15 protein-coding genes and 6 pseudogenes are annotated in these 18,641 nt (G+C 63.3%); 9 read left to right on the top strand and 12 right to left on the bottom strand.

The features are described 5' to 3' along the window. Positions 1-857: 857 nt before the first annotated feature. The 5 genes and pseudogenes from G432_RS24240 to G432_RS21980 form a co-directional block, all read right to left on the bottom strand. Positions 858-1,058: pseudogene (locus tag G432_RS24240) on the bottom strand (type IV secretory system conjugative DNA transfer family protein); the annotation flags it as partial. Then, positions 1,055-1,240: pseudogene (locus tag G432_RS24485) on the bottom strand (hypothetical protein); the annotation flags it as partial. The pseudogenes G432_RS24485 and G432_RS24240, both read right to left, overlap by 4 nt. A 60-nt stretch (positions 1,241-1,300) precedes the next feature. After that, positions 1,301-1,853 (bottom strand): annotated as a pseudogene (locus G432_RS23045) (AAA family ATPase). Next, positions 1,846-2,070, bottom strand: a complete 225-nt coding sequence (locus G432_RS21985; RefSeq protein ID WP_015460621.1) for a conjugal transfer protein TraD — start codon at positions 2,068-2,070, stop codon at positions 1,846-1,848. The pseudogene G432_RS23045 and the gene G432_RS21985 overlap by 8 nt, the downstream one beginning before the upstream one ends. A gap of 37 nt (positions 2,071-2,107) precedes the next feature. Beyond that, entirely contained in the window at positions 2,108-2,413 is a 306-nt protein-coding gene (locus G432_RS21980; protein WP_015460622.1) for a conjugal transfer protein TraD, read from the bottom strand. Between the two features lie 172 nt (positions 2,414-2,585). Here G432_RS21980 and traA point away from each other — a divergent pair, with 172 nt between their 5' ends. Both traA and G432_RS21970 read left to right on the top strand, forming a co-directional pair. Continuing rightward, positions 2,586-5,720 (top strand): Ti-type conjugative transfer relaxase TraA, encoded by a 3,135-nt coding sequence (gene traA, locus G432_RS21975; protein ID WP_015460623.1) that lies wholly within the window; start codon positions 2,586-2,588, stop codon positions 5,718-5,720. Positions 5,721-5,727: 7 nt separating this feature from the next. Continuing rightward, positions 5,728-6,450 (top strand): DUF6118 family protein, encoded by a 723-nt coding sequence (locus G432_RS21970; protein ID WP_015460630.1) that lies wholly within the window; start codon positions 5,728-5,730, stop codon positions 6,448-6,450. Between the two features lie 409 nt (positions 6,451-6,859). Here G432_RS21970 and G432_RS21965 read toward each other — a convergent pair. From G432_RS21965 to G432_RS21955, 3 genes and pseudogenes are all read right to left on the bottom strand, one after another. Then, positions 6,860-7,315: pseudogene (locus G432_RS21965) on the bottom strand (IS6-like element IS6100 family transposase); the annotation flags it as partial. A gap of 282 nt (positions 7,316-7,597) precedes the next feature. Further along, a complete protein-coding gene (locus tag G432_RS21960; protein WP_007683476.1) occupies positions 7,598-8,959 on the bottom strand; it encodes a hypothetical protein in 1,362 nt (453 codons plus the stop codon). Then, positions 8,956-9,549: a recombinase family protein gene (locus tag G432_RS21955; protein ID WP_007683474.1), complete on the bottom strand. Its 594-nt coding sequence runs from the start codon at positions 9,547-9,549 to the stop codon at positions 8,956-8,958. The genes G432_RS21960 and G432_RS21955 overlap by 4 nt, the downstream gene beginning before the upstream one ends. Positions 9,550-9,695: 146 nt before the next feature. On the opposite strand from G432_RS21955, the gene G432_RS21950 reads away from it, so the two are divergent. Further along, positions 9,696-12,626, top strand: a complete 2,931-nt coding sequence (locus tag G432_RS21950) for a Tn3 family transposase (RefSeq protein WP_007683471.1) — start codon at positions 9,696-9,698, stop codon at positions 12,624-12,626. A 24-nt stretch (positions 12,627-12,650) separates the two neighbouring features. Here G432_RS21950 and G432_RS21945 read toward each other — a convergent pair. Further along, a pseudogene (locus G432_RS21945) lies at positions 12,651-12,968 on the bottom strand (IS6-like element IS6100 family transposase); the annotation flags it as partial. Between G432_RS21945 and G432_RS21940 the strand changes: the two are divergent. Together G432_RS21940 and linB are read left to right on the top strand one after the other, a co-directional pair. Beyond that, positions 12,955-13,251, top strand: coding sequence for a hypothetical protein (locus G432_RS21940; RefSeq protein ID WP_235589608.1), 297 nt, complete (start codon positions 12,955-12,957; stop codon positions 13,249-13,251). The pseudogene G432_RS21945 and the gene G432_RS21940 overlap by 14 nt on opposite strands. A gap of 85 nt (positions 13,252-13,336) precedes the next feature. After that, complete coding sequence (gene linB, locus G432_RS21935; protein WP_015460628.1) at positions 13,337-14,227, top strand: haloalkane dehalogenase; 891 nt, start codon at positions 13,337-13,339, stop codon at positions 14,225-14,227. 159 nt (positions 14,228-14,386) lie between these two features. On the opposite strand, the gene G432_RS21930 is transcribed toward linB, so the two are convergent. Beyond that, entirely contained in the window at positions 14,387-15,151 is a 765-nt protein-coding gene (locus G432_RS21930; protein ID WP_001389365.1) for an IS6-like element IS6100 family transposase, read from the bottom strand. 44 nt (positions 15,152-15,195) lie between these two features. On the opposite strand from G432_RS21930, the gene G432_RS21925 reads away from it, so the two are divergent. Genes G432_RS21925 through G432_RS21915 form a run of 3 tightly spaced genes read left to right on the top strand, consistent with a single transcriptional unit; the run spans position 15,196 to position 16,409 of the window. Beyond that, positions 15,196-15,756 (top strand): recombinase family protein, encoded by a 561-nt coding sequence (locus G432_RS21925; protein ID WP_029987071.1) that lies wholly within the window; start codon positions 15,196-15,198, stop codon positions 15,754-15,756. Positions 15,757-15,787: 31 nt separating this feature from the next. Then, a complete protein-coding gene (locus tag G432_RS21920; RefSeq protein WP_007682056.1) occupies positions 15,788-16,096 on the top strand; it encodes a BrnT family toxin in 309 nt (102 codons plus the stop codon). Then, positions 16,077-16,409, top strand: coding sequence for a BrnA antitoxin family protein (locus G432_RS21915; protein ID WP_007682049.1), 333 nt, complete (start codon positions 16,077-16,079; stop codon positions 16,407-16,409). Before G432_RS21920 ends, G432_RS21915 begins: the two co-directional genes overlap by 20 nt. A 461-nt stretch (positions 16,410-16,870) precedes the next feature. Here the strand turns inward: G432_RS21915 and G432_RS21910 are convergent. After that, positions 16,871-17,572 (bottom strand): annotated as a pseudogene (locus G432_RS21910) (IS5 family transposase); the annotation flags it as partial. 155 nt (positions 17,573-17,727) lie between these two features. On the opposite strand from G432_RS21910, the gene G432_RS23885 reads away from it, so the two are divergent. Further along, positions 17,728-18,021 (top strand): hypothetical protein, encoded by a 294-nt coding sequence (locus G432_RS23885; protein ID WP_145907151.1) that lies wholly within the window; start codon positions 17,728-17,730, stop codon positions 18,019-18,021. Here G432_RS23885 and G432_RS21905 read toward each other — a convergent pair. Continuing rightward, positions 17,966-18,634, bottom strand: a complete 669-nt coding sequence (locus G432_RS21905) for an EthD domain-containing protein (RefSeq protein ID WP_081440685.1) — start codon at positions 18,632-18,634, stop codon at positions 17,966-17,968. The genes G432_RS23885 and G432_RS21905 overlap by 56 nt on opposite strands. Between the last annotated feature and the right edge of the window lie 7 nt (positions 18,635-18,641).

The raw sequence follows: 18,641 nt of genomic DNA, 5'->3' as shown, positions 1-18,641 counted from the left end.
ACCCCAACACTCACCGGACTCGACCCCAAAACTCACTTTTACCGACCCCAAAACTCACCGAAGGCTACCCCAACACTCACGCGACTCGACCCCAAAACTCACTTTTCGGGGCAATTTTTCTTGGTTTTCTGCGGGTTTGAGGCACCCTGAATCTTGAATCTAAGAAGAATCTTTGAATCAGAACGCGAACGGTGAGTTTTAGGTGAGTTTTAGGGTAGCCCTGCCTGTGGATAACTCCGAACTCGCCGCATCGTCAGACCCGAAGAAGAAGAAGAAGAACACCGTCTCCTGGAGCTTCGCCCCGCCGGCTCGCGACCTTCAGCCGCCCCGGATCGCTTTAGCGATCCTCCCACCCGGCATCCCCATGATGGACCGGCTCCGCCGGTACGCTTTTTGTTTGATTAGAAATGTTTAAACACCACGTCCCTACCGCAACGACAGCGCCAACGGCCAAGTAGCAAATTGGCTTTCTTGGAAAGCCAAACGGATAGGGTGGTGATCCAATTGAGAGGGCGGAGCAGGCGGAAACGTCGCCCCTGGTGCGATTTCCGAGCCGCTGGGGCGCATTTCGGGGTGGGGGACAGGAAATGAGGTTGGAGCAGCAAATGCGCTTTACGGGCTTCCTGGGCGGCCGATTTTTTGGAAGCTAGATCTTCGACCTTCAGGGGATCATCCACCGCTGCGTCGATCGCTAATGGTGAGGTCATACCCCAAACCTCACCTTTAGAACGCCAGTAGGCGATTTTCCGCGCTTTCGAGCGATTTCTATGACCAGGGAGGGATGGCAGAGCGCCATCATTCAATATCGTTTGTATATCGGAATGATGCCGCTTCGACTACGGGGCCGTTTAAAGACTTCACGCCTTGTCGAAGCGGCCCGCGAACTCGCGATCGGCATAGTATTTGAGCTTGGCGGCGACGATCGACCGTTGTCCCGCGAAGAACAGGAACTGGTAATCCTCGCGCAGCGAGCGGACTTCATCCGGCGTGAGCAAGGGCCGCGCAAGATGCTGCTGGCCGAACGATATGCCGGTTTCGTCGCTGTCGATCGCGCGGCTTCCTCGCGCAGCATGTCGAACAGGGCGTGTTCGCCGGCGTCGAGCGCCATGCCTTCGATCGCGAGATTGGCGCGCGCGTCGGCATCATCCTCGCGCCGCATGGCGGCGTCGGCCGGTGTGCCGCGCGTGAAATCGAGCGCGCGGACTTGGGCGCGGATTGCGTCCACGTCGAGCATGTTCATGGTGCGCTTCTCCCTTCCGTTTCCGCGTCGAACGCCCGCCAGATCGCGCGAGGCCCCATGTTAGGATTCCTCCCTTTCGATTGCGGCGCGGACGAACCGCACACGTTCGGCGACAGAGGCGAGGGGAAGCGTCACCAGCTCGTAGCCAAGGCCGGAATAGACCGCGACCATCGCCTGATAGGTCGCCTGCGCTTCCGCGAAATCCTGTTTTCTTTCCGCATCGGCCGCGAATATCTCGCGCCAAGGGGGCGATGAACACGCGGGGTTGATAGCGAAACAGGTCCGCCGCTTGGCTGACATGAGCCGGGACGGGGAGGCCGCACAGGCGCAGATAGCCCGCCACATCAGGCACGCTGCGATCGCAGATCACCGGCCCTGCGCGATCGTGGGCCTCATGCCATGAGCGCAATTCCCAACCCAGCATCAATTCCGCGAAGGCGGCGCGATCGGCCCAGGGGAGGGCCGCGCCGCCGATCGCGACCTGATCGCGGATGATGGCCCGACCGGCTTCCGGCATGTGGTCGAAACCCTCCACCGCCAACGCTTCGATTAGGGTGCTTTTGCCGGAGCCAGGCCCGCCGGTGATGACATGGAAATCGGGCCGATCAGCCATTGCCCGCACCTTCCGCTTCCGCGTCGAACGCGCGCTTGCCCCGCCGCTTCCAGAGCGCCAGCACATTGCCAGCGTCGTCGCCTTGAACGCGCGCTGTACAATCGAGCAGCGCGCCGTAAAGGGTGGCGCGATCATCGTCGGCCAGCTCGACCAGACCGGCTTTCTGGACGAGGCCGCCCAGCTCTATGAGATGGCGCGTGCGCTCGCGTCGGGCCACGACCCATCCTCTCGTATCGGTGCGGCGCGCGGCGGCTTCAAGCCTGTTCCTTGCCTGCGCCAGTTTGCCTTGCGCCTTCACCGTTGCCGCCAGTGCGTCGGCCAGCCTTGCGACCGCGTCCTTGAAAGAAGGCCGCGCCCCGCGAGCGCCACGCCTCCTTTTCGTTCGCGTCGGCCGCTTCCACAGCGGCGAGCAGCGCACCGGCGAGCGTGTCCAGATCGAGCGCATCGGCCCCGGTGGACGTGACCAGCTCGCCGAGTTGCTGGACCTTGCGGGCCTTCAAAGCCTTGGCCTTGTCGTTCAGCGCCCGCAGTTCCGCGTCATAGTCGCGCACCTTTCGCATCTTCTCTCCCTCGCGCCCATGAATGGAGCCGCAGCGTAGCACGATAGCGCGCGCGAGGAACCGTTCCGATCAAGAAATGCGGCGAAGTCAATCACGCGAACGGCAGAGAGTGTGAGTGCGCGCTTATACATCGTTGCCGACCTGCGCTAAGAAGGGCAGTATAGCGGCCGTTATGGCGATCTACCATTTCTCGGCCAAGGTCATCAGCCGCGCCAACGGATCGAGCGCCGTTGCCAGCGCGGCCTATCGTGCGGCGGAACGGCTGCACGATGACCGGCTAGGGCGCGACCATGATTTCTCAAACAAGGCCGGCGTCGTCCATTCGGAAATCTTGGCTCCCGAGGGTGCGCCGGAGCGTTTAAACGATCGCGCGACCTTGTGGAACGAGGTTGAGGCCGGCGAGAAGCGCAAGGACGCGCAGTTGGCGCGCGAGGTGGAGTTCTCGATTCCGCGCGAGCTGAACCAGCAACAGGGCATCCAGCTCGCCCGCGATTTTGTCGAAAAGCAGTTCGTCGAACGCGGCATGGTCGCGGACATGAATGTACATTGGGACATGGGCAAGGACGGGCAACCCAAGCCGCACGCGCATGTCATGCTGTCGATGCGCGAGGTTGGCCCGGAGGGCTTCGGCCAGAAGGTGCGCGAGTGGAACAGCACGGCGCTGTTGCAGGAATGGCGCGTGGCCTGGGCCGATCATGTCAACGAGCGGTTGGCCGAGCTGGATATAGACGCCCGCATAGATCACCGGACGTTGGAGGCGCAGGGCATCGACCTTGAACCCCAACACAAGATCGGGCCGGCGGCGTCGCGGATGCCCGAACAGGGGCTTGAGGCCGAGCGGGTCGAGGACCATGCCCGGATCGCGCGCGAGAACGGCGAGAAGATCATCGCCAGGCCGGAAATCGCATTGGACGCGATCGCCCGCCAACAGGCGACGTTCACCCGGCGCGACCTGGCGCAGTTCGCGTTCCGGCACAGCGACGGCAAGGATCAGTTCGACCAGGTGATGAGCGCGGTGCGATCCTCGCCCGAGCTGGTGGCGCTGGGGCGGGACGGGAAGGGCGAGGATCGGTTCACGTCGCGCGACATGATCGCGGCCGAGCAGCGGTTGGAACGCGCGGCCGAGGGGCTGGCGATCGACCGGGGGCATGGTGTCGCCGACGCCCATGTGACCCGCGCGCTGGCGTCGGCCGAGGGCAGGGGGCTTGACCTGTCGGCCGAGCAGCGCGGGGCGTTGGCGCATATCACCGGCGACAAGGGCCTTGCGTCGGTCGTCGGCTATGCCGGCAGCGGCAAGTCGGCGATGCTGGGGGTCGCGCGCGAGGCGTGGGAGGCGCAGGGCTATCAGGTGCGCGGCGCGGCCTTGTCGGGCATCGCGGCCGAGAATCTGGAAGGCGGGTCCGCCATCGCGTCGCGGACGATCGCGAGCATGGAATATCAATGGGAGCAGGGCCGCGAACTGCTAGGCCCGCGCGACGTGCTGGTGATAGACGAGGCCGGCATGATCGGCACGCGCCAGATGGAGTGCGTGCTGTCCCATGCCGAACAGGCGGGCGCGAAGGTCGTTCTTGTCGGCGACCCCGAGCAGTTGCAGGCGATCGAGGCCGGGGCGGCGTTCCGGGCCGTGACCGAGCGCCACGGTTGGGCCGAGATCACCGAGATACGCCGGCAGTGCGAGGACTGGCAGCGCGACGCGACCAAGGCGCTGGCGACGGGCCGGGCAGGCGAGGCGATCCATGCCTATGAGGCGCATGGCATGGTGCAGGCGGCCGAGACGCGTGAGCTGGCCCGCGCCGATCTTGTGGACCGCTGGGATGCCGAGCGCATCGCCGCGCCGGATCAGTCGCGGATCATCCTCACCCATACCAATGCCGAGGTGCGCGATTTGAACCTGGCCGCGCGCGATCGGCTGCGCGACGCCGGCGAGCTGGGGCCGGACGTGCGCGTGTCGGCCGAGCGCGGCGCGCGGGACTTCGCGACCGGCGACCGCATCATGTTCCTGAAAAACGAGCGCGGGCTAGGGGTGAGGAACGGCACGCTGGGGAAGGTCGAGCAGGTATCGCCGGAGCGCATGGCGGTGAAGCTGGACGATGGCCGATCGGTCGCGTTTGACCTGAAAGATTATGCCCATGTCGATCACGGCTATGCCGCCACCATCCATAAATCGCAGGGCGTGACGGTCGATCGCGCGCATGTGCTGGCGACCCCCGGCATGGACCGCCATTCGGCCTATGTGGCGTTGTCGCGGCACCGCGACGGGGTGCAGCTCCATTACGGCCGCGACGACTTCGGCGACGATCGCCGGCTTGTCCGCACGCTGTCGCGCGAGCGGGCGAAGGATATGGCGTCCGACTATGGCCGCGACCGGGATGCGGAGATTCGTGCTTTCGCCGACCGGCGCGGATTGTCGGGCGAGATCCGATTGCCGGAACGGGCGGAACGCTCGCCGGTGGAGATCCTTGGCCCGCGCGCGGGAACCATGCGCCAGATGGGCGAAGATCCACGCACGGTTCGCGATGCCGGCGACCGCGGCGCTGGCGCGGGACAAGCCGCGGCCGAGCGGCAACCGCGGCGAGGCATGTTCGACGGCTTCCGGCCTGCCCCGCAGCGCCCAGCGCCGGAATCGACGCCGGCAGGCGAGCGCGAGAAGGCGGCCCCCAAGCGCGGCATGTTCGACGGGCTGAAGCTGTCGGCCGCGCCGCTGAAGGGCGCGGAGCGCGCGCCGGTCCCTGCCGATCGCGGCCAGGGCCGCGACTATGCCCGCGCGGTCGAGCGGGCCTCGCGTTCGGCCGAGGCGGTGTTGCAGGCGCGGGCGTCGGGCGCTCCGGTCCTTGAGCATCAAAAGGTCGCGCTCGAGCGCACGACACAGGCGCTGGACCAGATCAGGCCGGGAGCCTCGCGTGACCTCGCATCGGCGATGCAGCGCGATCCCGCCTTGCTGCGCGAGGCGGCGGCGGGGCGCAGCGGCCCGATGATCGAGGCGATGGCCCAGGAGGCGCGCGTGCGGGCCGATCCGAACTTGCGCGCCGATCGGTTCGTGGAACGCTGGCAGGGCCTCAAACAGGAGCGCGACCGCCTCTATCGCGCCGGCGACATGGCGGGCCGGGAGCGCACGGGCAAGGAAATGGCGGGCATGGCGAAAAGCCTTGAGCGCGATCCCCAGGTGGAATTGGTCCTGCGTAATCGCACCCGCGAGCTGGGGCTTGAGATCGGCATGGGCCGGGGGCGCGGCATGAACAGCGGCGACCTTGGCCGCGAGCTGGCGCGGGATTTAGGGATAGGCATGGGGCGCGGAATGAGCCGGTAAGGAGAGGATGATGGACGAGGATAATTATCGCAACAACGGCAGGGCCGGCGACGATCCGCAGGCGGCGTTCGAGCAGTTGCGCGGCGAGGTGGCGCTGGTGCGCCTTGCGGTCGAGGGGTTAGCCCGCGCGCGCGAGTCCATCGAGATTCCCGATTATCAGCCGACGCTCGCCAACACCGAGAAGATATTGCTGGCGCTCACCCAGCGGGTCGATGTGATCGCGAAAAGCCCCGCGATGAAACTCACCCCGGAGACGATGGGAGAGCGTGTAAACGCTTCGGTGGCGAGTGCGACGGGCGAGCTGCACAACCTGGTGAACAGCACGCGATCGGACATGAGCGAGGCGGCGCGGGAATTGCGGGGGCTGATCGGAACGACGCGCGCGCGCTGGCAACAGGATCGGTGGCTGTTTTGGATCGGGTTGGGCGGCGTGGTGCTGGGGATATTGCTCTATGCGCTTCTCGCCGGCCTGATCGCGCGCGCCATGCCCGATAGCTGGCAGTTGCCGGAGCGCATGGCGACGCGGGCGCTTGCCGAACCGACGCTATGGGATGCCGGCACGCATCTGATGCAGCGCGCATCGCCGGCGAGCTGGGAGGGGATCGTCGCGGCCGCCAATCTGGCGCGGGACAATCGCGAGACGATCGAAGCGTGCGGCGCGGCTGCCGCCAAGGCGAAAAAGACGGTGCGCTGCACGATCGAGGTCAAGCCGGCGAACAATGACCGCTGATCGGCGCGCGCGGCCAAGCTCAGCGTCATGCCTTCGCCGATCGCGTAGCGGCCGAGCGCCATATCGCCGCCACCCTACGCCGGCGCGGCACTGCCGAGGGGCGTATCGGCGTGCCCTATCGGCCTATAGGGGCTAGGGGCGAATCACGGATTTCACCTGAATCCCGTCATGCCGTGGCGCAACTCCTGACGATCTCCGCCGCGCACGCTATTGCGCGGCCTCTCTGATCCCGCATAATGTCCGAAAAACACTGTCGGATTGTAAATGTGTCCGACAACATGGTTTTGGGGGTTTTCCGTCATGCTCGTTGGCTACATGCGCGTATCGTCAACCGATGATCGGCAATCGGTCGATCGGCTCTGTTGCAAAGATTGGCGGCAGTCAGAGGTAGGCTGTCGCTCTGCGCCGATCAGGCGGCTGCTGCGAAATGGTGGTTGAGCATGCCCATGGCCTCCGTCAGCGCCGAGGGCCCAATGCCAAAAGCTCTCTCCACAAGGCGCACCTCGCCCCTGATGCCGGGCTGCAGGCACCAGGGGCGAGCCTGTCCTTTGCGCAGGGCTCGCATGACTTCGAATCCCTTGATCGTGGCATAGGCCGTGGGGATCGATTTGAAACCGCGCACCGGCTTGATCAGTATCTTGAGCTTTCCGTGATCGGCCTCGATCACGTTATTGAGATACTTCACCTGCCGGTGGGCCGTCTCCCGGTCCAGCTTTCCTTCGCGCTTCAATTCGGTGATCGCTGCACCATAGCTCGGCGCTTTGTCGGTATTGAGCGTGGCAGGCTTTTCCCAGTGCTTCAGGCCTCGCAGGGCCTTGCCCAGGAACCGCTTCGCTGCCTTGGCGCTGCGGGTCGGCGACAGGTAGGCCCCTGTGCATTATTCGGCCACAGATTCACGGTAGGCGAGCTTGAGGGACGTCGGCGCCAGCTTCTCTGCCAGGGATTGCGCTACGTAAGCCGTCGCGGCCACACAAAAAGGCCGGCACAACGGCCGGCCATAGTTTTAGGAGAGGATGCCTGAAAGGCATCCTCATGCTGCACCTGCGAGCAGCCGTGCGCAATACAAATCCGCAGGCACCGTTGGTGAAGGCGGCTCCAGTGTCTATCAGGCGGCCAGCATGTCCTTCATCGTTGCGGGGTCAAGCCGTCACCGGCGCAGTTCTTCGATCCCGAGTTCCTGCCATATCCACCCGAAGTCGTACGTCGCCATCGGATCATCGATGTCAGCGTGTCTCCCACTGAGATTTTCGAGATGTTTTAGCCACGTGGCGAGTTGGTCGCGTCCGGCCTTGCTGCCGGCGCATTGTCGCGGCGTTTTGTCGCCGAGCATCGGGACAGGCTCATCGAGGAGTGTCCGGTATTGACGATCGAGCATGCCGTGGACAAGCGGGGTGGCGACCTCGACCGGGATGTCCGGTGCCGGCTCCGACACGGTTCGTCCTTCCTGACGCGCAGCCATCGCCTGTTCGATCGTCTCGATCTCGGTCAAAGGTGTTCCCACCAGGGCGCCGAGCGCCTGGGTGACGAGTGCAACGCCGCGTTCTGCACGTTCGGCCGAGGTGACGGAGAGGATCAGAGCGCGGCCCTTGAGTTCCAGATTCCCAAGCACCGGCGTGCCGTCTTCCATTGACACACCCCACGCCATCTGGCCGGTGCCTTTCTTGCCCTGTTTTGTTCTGGTGCCGAGCCAGTTCCAGAAATGTGACGTTTCCCGCTGCAGGGCGGGCACGGTATCGAGGCGGTCGCCGATGAGTGCCTGCGTCGTCCCCCGCGTGAACGGAAAACGGACACGGTGGAAAACAACCTCCTCGCCATCGGCGTTATGCAGCGTGGGGATGGCGACAGGCTCGAGCATCCTGGGCAAGATGTCGAACAGCCAGACCATCGAGATGAGCGGCGCCAGGTCGCGCAGTTGATCATCGTCGATCACTAGTTTCGCGCGCGGGCCGCGCTTGCCCTGTCCCAGGCGCAATGCCTCGAGAAGGGCGCTGGTGGCTTCCGCTGTAAAGGACAGCAGGCCGCCTGCCAGGATCCTATGCCCGCTCACCGGAATGATGCGCACGCCGATCCGATCCCACGGGCCCAGCGTCCTGGACGCGGTGCGCTCGCGGACCTGGACGGGATCACCGCCCCGGATCAGATCTCGCGCGAGGAAGCCGACGCCGGGCTCGATCGCGCTGACTTCATAGACGCTCATGACGGAGGTCTTCAGCGCGCGCATGTAGAGCTTGTTGGGGCCGGCCTCGTTCCATCCGCGGCGCTTGAGATATTCGTCCACGATGTTGCGGCCATCGGGCTCGAAGACGCGGGTCACCAGGTCCTCGAACGCGCAGCCCCACAAGGTCATGGCCCAGTGATCCCCGATGATGCCGGGCAGTTCGTCGGAATCGATGTCGAACTGCGTGAGAACCGGCCCCAGATGATCGTCGAGCGCGTCATGCAGGTCGTCGGCCCACTCGGGCCGTGTCGCGAACTTCATCAGCCCGGTCAGGTCGTGGCCGCGTTTCATGCCGGTAGCTCCATAGTCTGTCGGTGCGCGGCGACGATGCGCGAAACGGTCGGCTCGCTGACATGATAGAGCCGCGCCATCTCGGCGCCGGATTTTCGTCCGGAGATGACGGACTCCGCGATCTCGCGCCGTTGCTTTTCGCCGAGTTTGCGCCGGCGTCCGCCGATCCGCCCTTCGGCACGCGCCTGGGCGAGGCCGGCGGAGGTGCGCTCGCGGATCATGGCGCGCTCGAACTCGGCGAAGCTCCCGACCATCTGCATCATCATGCGACCTGCGGCCGTGGTGGTGTCAATCGCCTCGGTCAGCGAGCGGAAGCCCGCGCCCGCCGCCTCGATCCGCTCCATAATGTGCAGCAGATCCTTGAGGCTGCGCGATAGCCGGTCGAGTTTCCAGACGACGACGACGTCACTGTCGCGTAACTGGCCGATCATCTCCAGGAGCTTTGGCCGGTCCCAGCGCCCGCCACTGGCAATTTCCTCGAACACGCGCCTGCACCCAGCCGCGTCGAGGGCGCGGCGCTGGGCGGCGTTCGACTGCTCGTCACCCTTCGACACCCGCGCATAGCCGATCAGATAGGGTGCCCTGGTCAAATCCTGCCTTTCACAAACGGCCGTATCCGGAGGCCAGTGCGGCATGAACGGATTCCTGCGGCCTCTTGTCTTTCACAATCCTCTTTCAGAATCATGCCGAAAGGCAAGTGGTTTTTGGAGGTTCAAAGATGCCCGGACGGATTCCGATGACGACGCGGCAGCGCGCTGCCCTGCTGATGTTGCCCGACGACGAGGCGGCGATCGTGAAGCACTATAGTCTGTCAGGTGAGGACATGACCGCGATCGACACCGCGCGCACGCCCGCCACCCGACTCGGCTACGCCCTGCAGCTTTGTTGCCTGCGCTACCCGGGCCGGCATCTGCGCCACGGGGAACTGCTGCCTGCGGTCATGCTCGACCATATTGCCGAGCAGGTCGGGGTGGATGCAAAGGTCATAGCTGATTTCGCCAGACGCACGCCCACGCGCTACGATCAGCTCGCCGCGATCAAGACGCGCTTCGGCTTCAGCGATCTGAGCCGCCCGCACCGCGTGGAATTGCGGACATGGCTGACAAACGAGGCGGCGAGCATCATCGACGGACGCGCGCTGCTCGGCCGGCTTCTGGATGAGATGCGCGCGCGTCGGATCGTGATCCCGGGTGTCAGCGTCGTGGAGCGCATGGCGGCCGAGGCGATACATCAGGCGGAAACGGATCTCGTGGCCGCGATCGATGGCGGCCTTGGCCATGAGATGCGTCAGCAACTCGACGCGCTGATCGATGACAAGGTGCATGACCGGCAGAGCCGTCTGTCCTGGCTGCGCGAGCCAGAACCGCGTGTCGCATCCGCTTCGCTTTTGGAAATCGTCGAAAAGATCACGCTGATTCGTGGGACGGGCATATCGGCTTTCTCCCCTGATGTTCGCCACGAACCGCGCCTGGGGCAATTCGCCCGGGAGGGTGTGCGCTACACGGCACAGGCTTTCCAGCAAATGCGCCCGGCCCGCAGGCGGGTCGTGCTGCTCGCGACGCTGCGCGAGCTGGAGGCGACACTGACCGATGCGGCGATCGATATGTTCATTGCGCTCGTGGGGCGGGCCCATCTGCGCGCCCGCAAACGGCTCGAACAGCGCGTGGCCGTTTCCGGCCGCGAGGGCCGCGAACGGATGTTACGCATCGCCAGGGTTCTGGAAGCGATCAGCCAGGCGGCCCGGGCTGGCGGCGATGTCGCCGCGGCGGTCGATGCCGTGGCATCCCTCGACATCATCGACGCCGACGCCGCTATCATCCGACGTACCGCCTCACCGCACCGGAACGAGGTTCTGGACGAGATCGCGGCGGAATATCGCGCCTTCAAGCGGATGGGGCCGTCGTTCGTGCGCGCTTTTGATTTCCAGGGCCGGGCCGGAATGCAGCCGTTGCGCGATGCGATGGCGATCCTCGCCGATCTCGACGGAGACTGGCGCAGGGCGTTGCCCGATGACGTGCCGCTTGGCCATGTCGAGCACCGCTGGCGTCGGCATGTCATGACCGCAGGCGGGATCGATCGCACCCATTGGGAGATGGCGACTTACAGCGCGCTTTCCAATGCTTTGGCATCCGGTGGTATCTGGGTGCCGACCGCGCGCGTCCATCGCGCGCTCAGTGTGCTGCTTGCCCCACCGGCCAGCCCCGTACCGAAGCCCGCTTTCTCGCTCGGCGATCCGCACGCCTGGCTCGACGAGAGGGCGGCAAGGCTTGATAGCGCCCTGCGCGAGGTCGCCCGCGATCTGGACAAACGCGATCCCCCCCTTTTTGCCGGCGAGCGGCTGCGGTTTCCGAAAGACCCCAAAGAAGACCCTGGTCAGGATGAAGGGCGGCAACTTGCGCTCACCTGCTACGGCATGGTGCCTGCCACCCGTATCACGGATGTGCTGTCGCAGGTTCAACGATGGACCGGCTTCATCCAGCATTTCGGCCATGTCTCGACCGGTCTGCCTCCCGCCGACGAACGCGCCTTTCTTGCCACCTTGATCGCGGAGGCGACCAACCTTGGTCTGTCGCGCATGGCCGAAGTTTGCGGTGTCGCCTCGCGTCGCGCACTGTTGCGTATGCAGACGTGGCATATGCGCGAGGAAACGTTTCGCGCCGCGCTCGCCAGCCTGACCGACGCTATCCATGCCGAACCGCTCGCCGCCTGGTTTGGTTCGGGGCATCGCGCATCGGCCGATGGGCAGGCTTATTATCTCGGCGGTGCCGGCGAAGCCGGAGGAACGGTCAACGCACATTACGGTCGCGACCCCGTGGTCAAGATCTACACCACCATCACCGATCGATACGCACCGCTTCATCAGACGGTCATCGCCGGGACGGCGGGCGAGGCGATCCACGCACTCGACGGCATCCTCGGCCACGAAAGCAGCGCGGACATCACCGCCCTCCACACCGATGGTGGCGGCGTCTCCGATATCGTGTTCGCCGTCATGCATTTGCTCGGCCTCGATTTCGAGCCGCGCATTCCGCGCCTGTCGGATCGACAACTCTATGGTTTCGAGCCCGCGCGGCGCTATGGTCGGCTCGCACCGCTGTTCGGGCGCCGCCTCGGTCGGGACCTGATCGTCAGCCATTGGGCCGAAATTGCGGAGGTCATCGCGGCGATGCGCGACCGCACTGTCACACCGTCGCTGATTTTGAAGAAGCTGTCCGCCTATCGTCAACAAAACAGTCTTGCTGCGGCACTTCGGGAGGTCGGACGGATCGAGCGCACACTGTTCACGCTGCGCTGGTTCGACGACACCGATCTGCGCCGGACGGTCACCGCCGAACTCAACAAGGGCGAGGCACGCAACAGCCTGGCCCGCGCTGTCGCCTTCCATCGGCTCGGGCGGTTTCGCGACCGTGGCCTGGAGAACCAGCAGACCCGCGCGGCAGCGCTCAACCTCGTCACGGCCGCCATCATTCTTTTCAACTGCCGCTATCTCGGTCGTGCCGTCGATGAACTGCGGCACCGCGGCACACCTGTCGATCCCGCCATGCTGTCCCGATTGTCGCCGCTGGGATGGGACCGCATCAATCTCACCGGCGATTATATCTGGTCCGAGAGCCTCGACCTCGATGCCGATGGCCTCATGCCGCTGCTCATCAAGCCGCTACCGTGAATCTGTGTCCGAATAATGTACAGAGGCCAGGTAGAAATCGATCGTGTCGCCCCGCTTGTCGACTGCCCGGTACAGGTAGGTCCACTTGCCCCGCACCTTGACGTAGGTTTCATCCAGGCGCCAGCTCGGATCAAAGCCACGCCGCCAGAACCAGCGCAGCCGCTTCTCCATCTCCGGGGCGTAGCACTGGACCCAGCGATAGATCGTCGTATGGTCGACCGAAATGCCGCGTTCCGCCAGCATTTCCTCAAGGTCGCGATAGCTGATCGGATAGCGACAATACCAGCGCACCGCCCACAGGATCACATCACCCTGGAAATGGCGCCACTTGAAATCCGTCATCGTTCCGTCCGTCCAATCTCCGCCAAGCATGCTCAAGCTTCACGATTTTTGCAACAGAGCCGGCGCGCGGATCCTGTGGTGCACGCCCGTGTTTGGCCAGGCCGTGGGCACTCAACATATCGATGAGATTCTCGCGGTCTGGTATCCGACTCACAAAACCTTCCTCGATCTTTCGGATGCGCCCGGGGCTAAGGAAAGCTACCGCCTGAGAGGCGCCTGCGTGGCCTACGCCGTCATCCATCGATGCTCCGGCAGCAACTCTCCGCTCGACGGCAATGGCTAGAACGATTCCTCGATTGACATGATATTCATCATGCGATATGCATCGCCGACCGGGCAGACCAGAAAATCGCTCAAGGAGAATATCGATGAGCCTCGGCGCAAAGCCATTTGGCGAGAAGAAATTCATTGAGATCAAGGGCCGGCGCATGGCCTATATCGATGAAGGGACCGGCGATCCGATCCTCTTCCAGCACGGCAATCCGACGTCGTCCTATCTGTGGCGCAATATCATGCCGCATTGCGCCGGGCTGGGACGGCTGATCGCCTGTGACCTGATCGGCATGGGCGATTCGGACAAGCTCGATCCGTCGGGGCCCGAGCGTTATGCCTATGCCGAGCATCGTGACTATCTCGACGCGCTGTGGGAGGCGCTCGATCTCGGGGACAGGGTTGTTCTGGTCGTGCATGACTGGGGGTCCGTCCTCGGCTTCGACTGGGCCCGCCGCCACCGCGAGCGTGTACAGGGGATTGCCTATATGGAAGCGGTCACCATGCCGCTCGAATGGGCGGATTTTCCCGAACAGGATCGCGATCTGTTTCAGGCCTTTCGCTCGCAGGCGGGCGAAGAATTGGTGTTGCAGGACAATGTTTTTGTCGAACAAGTTCTCCCCGGATTGATCCTGCGCCCCTTAAGCGAAGCGGAGATGGCCGCCTATCGCGAGCCCTTCCTCGCCGCCGGCGAAGCCCGTCGACCGACCCTGTCTTGGCCTCGCCAAATCCCGATCGCAGGCACCCCGGCCGACGTGGTCGCGATCGTCCGGGACTATGCCGGCTGGCTCAGCGAAAGCCCGATTCCGAAACTCTTCATCAACGCCGAGCCGGGATCCTTGACCACGGGCCGAATACGCGACTTCTGCCGCACATGGCCAAACCAGACCGAAATCACGGTCGCAGGCGCCCATTTCATCCAGGAGGACAGTCCGGACGAGATTGGCGCGGCGATTGCGGCGTTTGTCCGGCGATTGCGCCCAGCATAATCCGGAACCGGCTCATTTTCTAAGATCCGAACAAACCACAGACGCGGCGACGCCGATCACCCGCGCAGGACAATAGGAGAGACCGACATGAGCGACGACATTTTTGGCTCTGTTGCAAAGATTGGCGGCAGTCAGAGGTAGGCTGTCGCTCTGCGCCGATCAGGCGGCTGCTGCGAAATGGTGGTTGAGCATGCCCATGGCCTCCGTCAGCGCCGAGGGCCCAATGCCAAAAGCTCTCTCCACAAGGCGCACCTCGCCCCTGATGCCGGGCTGCAGGCACCAGGGGCGAGCCTGTCCTTTGCGCAGGGCTCGCATGACTTCGAATCCCTTGATCGTGGCATAGGCCGTGGGGATCGATTTGAAACCGCGCACCGGCTTGATCAGTATCTTGAGCTTTCCGTGATCGGCCTCGATCACGTTATTGAGATACTTCACCTGCCGGTGGGCCGTCTCCCGGTCCAGCTTTCCTTCGCGCTTCAATTCGGTGATCGCTGCACCATAGCTCGGCGCTTTGTCGGTATTGAGCGTGGCAGGCTTTTCCCAGTGCTTCAGGCCTCGCAGGGCCTTGCCCAGGAACCGCTTCGCTGCCTTGGCGCTGCGGGTCGGCGACAGGTAGAAATCGATCGTGTCGCCCCGCTTGTCGACTGCCCGGTACAGGTAGGTCCACTTGCCCCGCACCTTGACGTAGGTTTCATCCAGGCGCCAGCTCGGATCAAAGCCACGCCGCCAGAACCAGCGCAGCCGCTTCTCCATCTCCGGGGCGTAGCACTGGACCCAGCGATAGATCGTCGTATGGTCGACCGAAATGCCGCGTTCCGCCAGCATTTCCTCAAGGTCGCGATAGCTGATCGGATAGCGACAATACCAGCGCACCGCCCACAGGATCACATCACCCTGGAAATGGCGCCACTTGAAATCCGTCATCGTTCCGTCCGTCCAATCTCCGCCAAGCATGCTCAAGCTTCACGATTTTTGCAACAGAGCCGGTCGATCTGCAACGCGATGCGCTCACGGCCGCTGGTGTCGATCAACGGCACCTCTACTCCGACAAGGCTTCCGGTGCGCGCGACGATCGCGCCGGCCTGAAAGCCTGCCTCGACTACATGAACGCCGGCGACACGCTGGTTGTCTGGAAGCTCGATCGGCTCGGCCGCTCGCTGCCGCACCTGCTGGCGATCGTCACCGACCTCAAGGAACGCGGCATCGCCTTCCGGTCGCTGACCGAACAGATGGATACCACCACGCCGCATGGCGAGTTGCTGTTCTCGCTGTTCGGCGCGCTCGCCCAATACGAGCGAGCGTTGACGCGGGAGCGGATCATGGCGGGCCTGGCCGCCGCAAAGCGGCGGGGCCGACAAGGTGGACGACCGCCGACGATCGCCGCGGAAAAGATGCAGTTGATAGTTGCCGCTCTGTCCAATGGGGCCAGCAAAGCGTCGGTTTCTCGCACGTTCAGCGTGCCGCGATCAACATTGACGGACACGTTGGAGCGGATCGGGTGGTCAGCGCCGGTCAAGGATACGCCTTGAATAACGACAAAAATATAATTATATTCCCGTCATGTTATCCATGCGCTTTTCCTGGCACCCAGCCAAAGCCGAGAGCAATCTGAGAAAGCATGGCATCAGTTTCGAGACGGCCGCCAGCGCCTTCGCAGACCCCTTTGCGCTTAGCGTGCATGATCGGATCGAAGGCGGCGAGCAACGATGGCAGACCTTGGGCCTGGTCGAAGGACATTTACTCCTGCTGGTGGCCCACACCGTCGCTGAGGATGACGACGACGGCGAATATGTGGAGATCATCCATATCATTTCGGCCCGAAAAGCCGATCGAAAGGAAAGACGACGTTATGAAGAAGAAAGACGCTGATACCGTCCGCTTCCAGCTCGATCCGGGCAATCTGCCCCCCTTGACCGAGGCACAGAAGGCCGAGCTGGATGCCCTGCAGGCGATGCCGGATAGCGGTATCGACTATAGTGATGCCCCGACGCTGACAGAGGATTTCTGGAAGACCGCCGAGCGTGGACGGTTCTATAAGCCGATCAAGCAGCAGGTAACGGCGCGGCTCGACGCCGATGTGCTTGCTTGGCTCAAATCCCAGGGCAAGGGCTATCAGGCTCGCATGAACGCAATCCTTCGGCGCGAGATGTTGGCGGCTGCGAAGGAGCGCCGACACGCTTGACGTGCAGGCCGCAGATGGATGCCGCTTTCACGGCCGGGAGTAACCCGGCCCGGCGTAGGCGCGCGAAGCCGCCAGAGTTGCGGCAATCATGTGTTTTTCGCTATGCTCTTTCTTCTAAAATAGCGACCGGTGAAAAATCCGATCCACGCAATTGCTGGAACAAGCCAAGGCCAAAAGGAAGATAAGAGTAGAATCATGTCGCCCCAGCGGCTCCGAGCAATAGCGTTAATGCAGTCGATCCCAATGTTATCGGAGTAGCGACAAATATTCCGAATTTTTGGTTTGCAAATGATACGAGCGAACAGACCAGTAAGATCACGAATATATCTGGCCAAAATTCACCCAACATACGTATCACGTTGTCTTTCTCCACGAACAGCCATCTACATGCGGCGCACTGCAACCCTAAGTCCAAGAAATCCGTCAAGTAACGAAATTTTGTTAAGAGTCTGTCTTGAATCTCATGGGTAACGAGCGATGCGTCGGATGAGGACGATGGCAGCGGCGGCATAGAGGAGCGCGGTTGCGGATTTGATGGTCCGCTCGAAGTCTTTGGCCAGACGGCGATTGCGGTTGATCCATGCGAAGGTGCGTTCGACGATCCATCGTCTGGGATGGACGACGAAGCCGGTCTGATCGGCGAATTTGCGGACGATTTCGATCGTAATGGAGGTGGCGTCCCGGACGCGATCGCTGTTGTAGGCGCTGTCGGCATAGGCGCGCGCGACGAAGGGATGCCGCTGGTGAGACTGCTGGAGCAAGGGCACCGCGCCATCGCGGTCCTGCACATCGGCAGGATGGACCAGTATGATAAGGGCGCGACCATCGGTATCGACCATTGCATGGCGTTTGCGTCCCATGGTCTTCTTGCCTGCGTCGTAACCACGAGGTCCGCCTGCTTCGGTGGTCTTCACGCTCTGGCTGTCGATGACTGCCGCGGATGGTGCTGGTTCTCGCCCTGTCCGGATGCGATCGATCCGAACGAGATGATGATTGAGGCTTTCGAATACCCCATCGTCGCGCAAGGTGCAGAACCACTGGTATACCGTGCGCCATGGCGGAAAACTGTCGGGCAAAAGCCGCCAGGGACATCCTGCCCGTAGCAGATAGAAAATGGCTTCGACGATTTCGCGCATCGGCCAGCATCGCCGTCGTCCGCGCTGGCTGGCTCAGGGTCTGGACGATTTGCTAGCCCGACGACCGGGGCAGGCCGCGACATGGCTATCCTGGCTGCGCAATGCGCCACAATCGCCGGCAGAGCGCAACATCCTGCGCCTGATCGGACGGCTCGCCTATCCGGCACGAAGCAACATACAGCGTGGGTCTGGATGTCAGCCAGCGCAGCACGAGCATCTGTGTTCTCGATCCCGACGGCAAGACCGTGGTGGAAGGGCAGGCGAAGACTAACCCGTTCGAGATCGGCCGCTATTTGCAGAAGCGCCTGGAAGGGCCGCTGAAGCTCGGTATGGATCGCATTCTGGCTCTACCATGGGCTGCGCAGGAGCGGCGTCTGGTTGAGAAGCGTCTTGAGGCGCAGGGGCGGTTAACCTGCACCGTCAGACGTAGCGCTCACTTATCGAGAAGATCGTTTGTGCCTTTGGCGCTCGGCTAAACAGCGCATGGAAAGCGTCACCTGCTGCAGCTATGCCCTGTTCTGCCAATGTCCGCGTCGGCCAATAAAGTTCGCGCACACCGATCACCGAGGGGCCGGGGAGGACGAGCTTTTCGATCGGATGGCACCGGGTATGGCGAAATGCGCCAAGACGCTCGCCAAGTGCGAAATCGTCGTCTCCGGCCCAGGCCGTGCCGCCTTCCTCGAACACCACCTGGGTAAGCTTGGCGAAGTTCGGTCGTCGGTCGATCGACCAGTTATAGGCCGCCTCGTCACCGCGCAGCGCTTCGGCGCGGCTTTTGAGAACCTCTTCGCGTGCGAAAACGGCAAAGAAGTTGTCCATGTCGACGAAATTCGGCTCATCTTTCAGCGCATAGGCCACATAATCAGGATCGGTCACGAAGGCGGCAGCGTCCGCTTCGCTGTCGAACCAGACTTCGGCGATGCCTTCGTAGCGGTTCTGATCGGCATCGAGGAAATCGACGTCGACCTGATGGCTCTGGACATAGCGCTTGATAATCCGGATGCCTTGTCCCAGCGAGCCGTGGGGATAGCGCCAGTGATCGTGAAACGCCTGAGGCGTCATTCCCACTCTCCGTGCGAAGACCGCCATCATTCGT

It is taken from the genome of Sphingomonas sp. MM-1 (assembly GCF_000347675.2).
Taxonomy (GTDB): domain Bacteria; phylum Pseudomonadota; class Alphaproteobacteria; order Sphingomonadales; family Sphingomonadaceae; genus Sphingomonas_E; species Sphingomonas_E fennica.
This window is presented reverse-complemented; position numbering and strand designations above follow the sequence as displayed.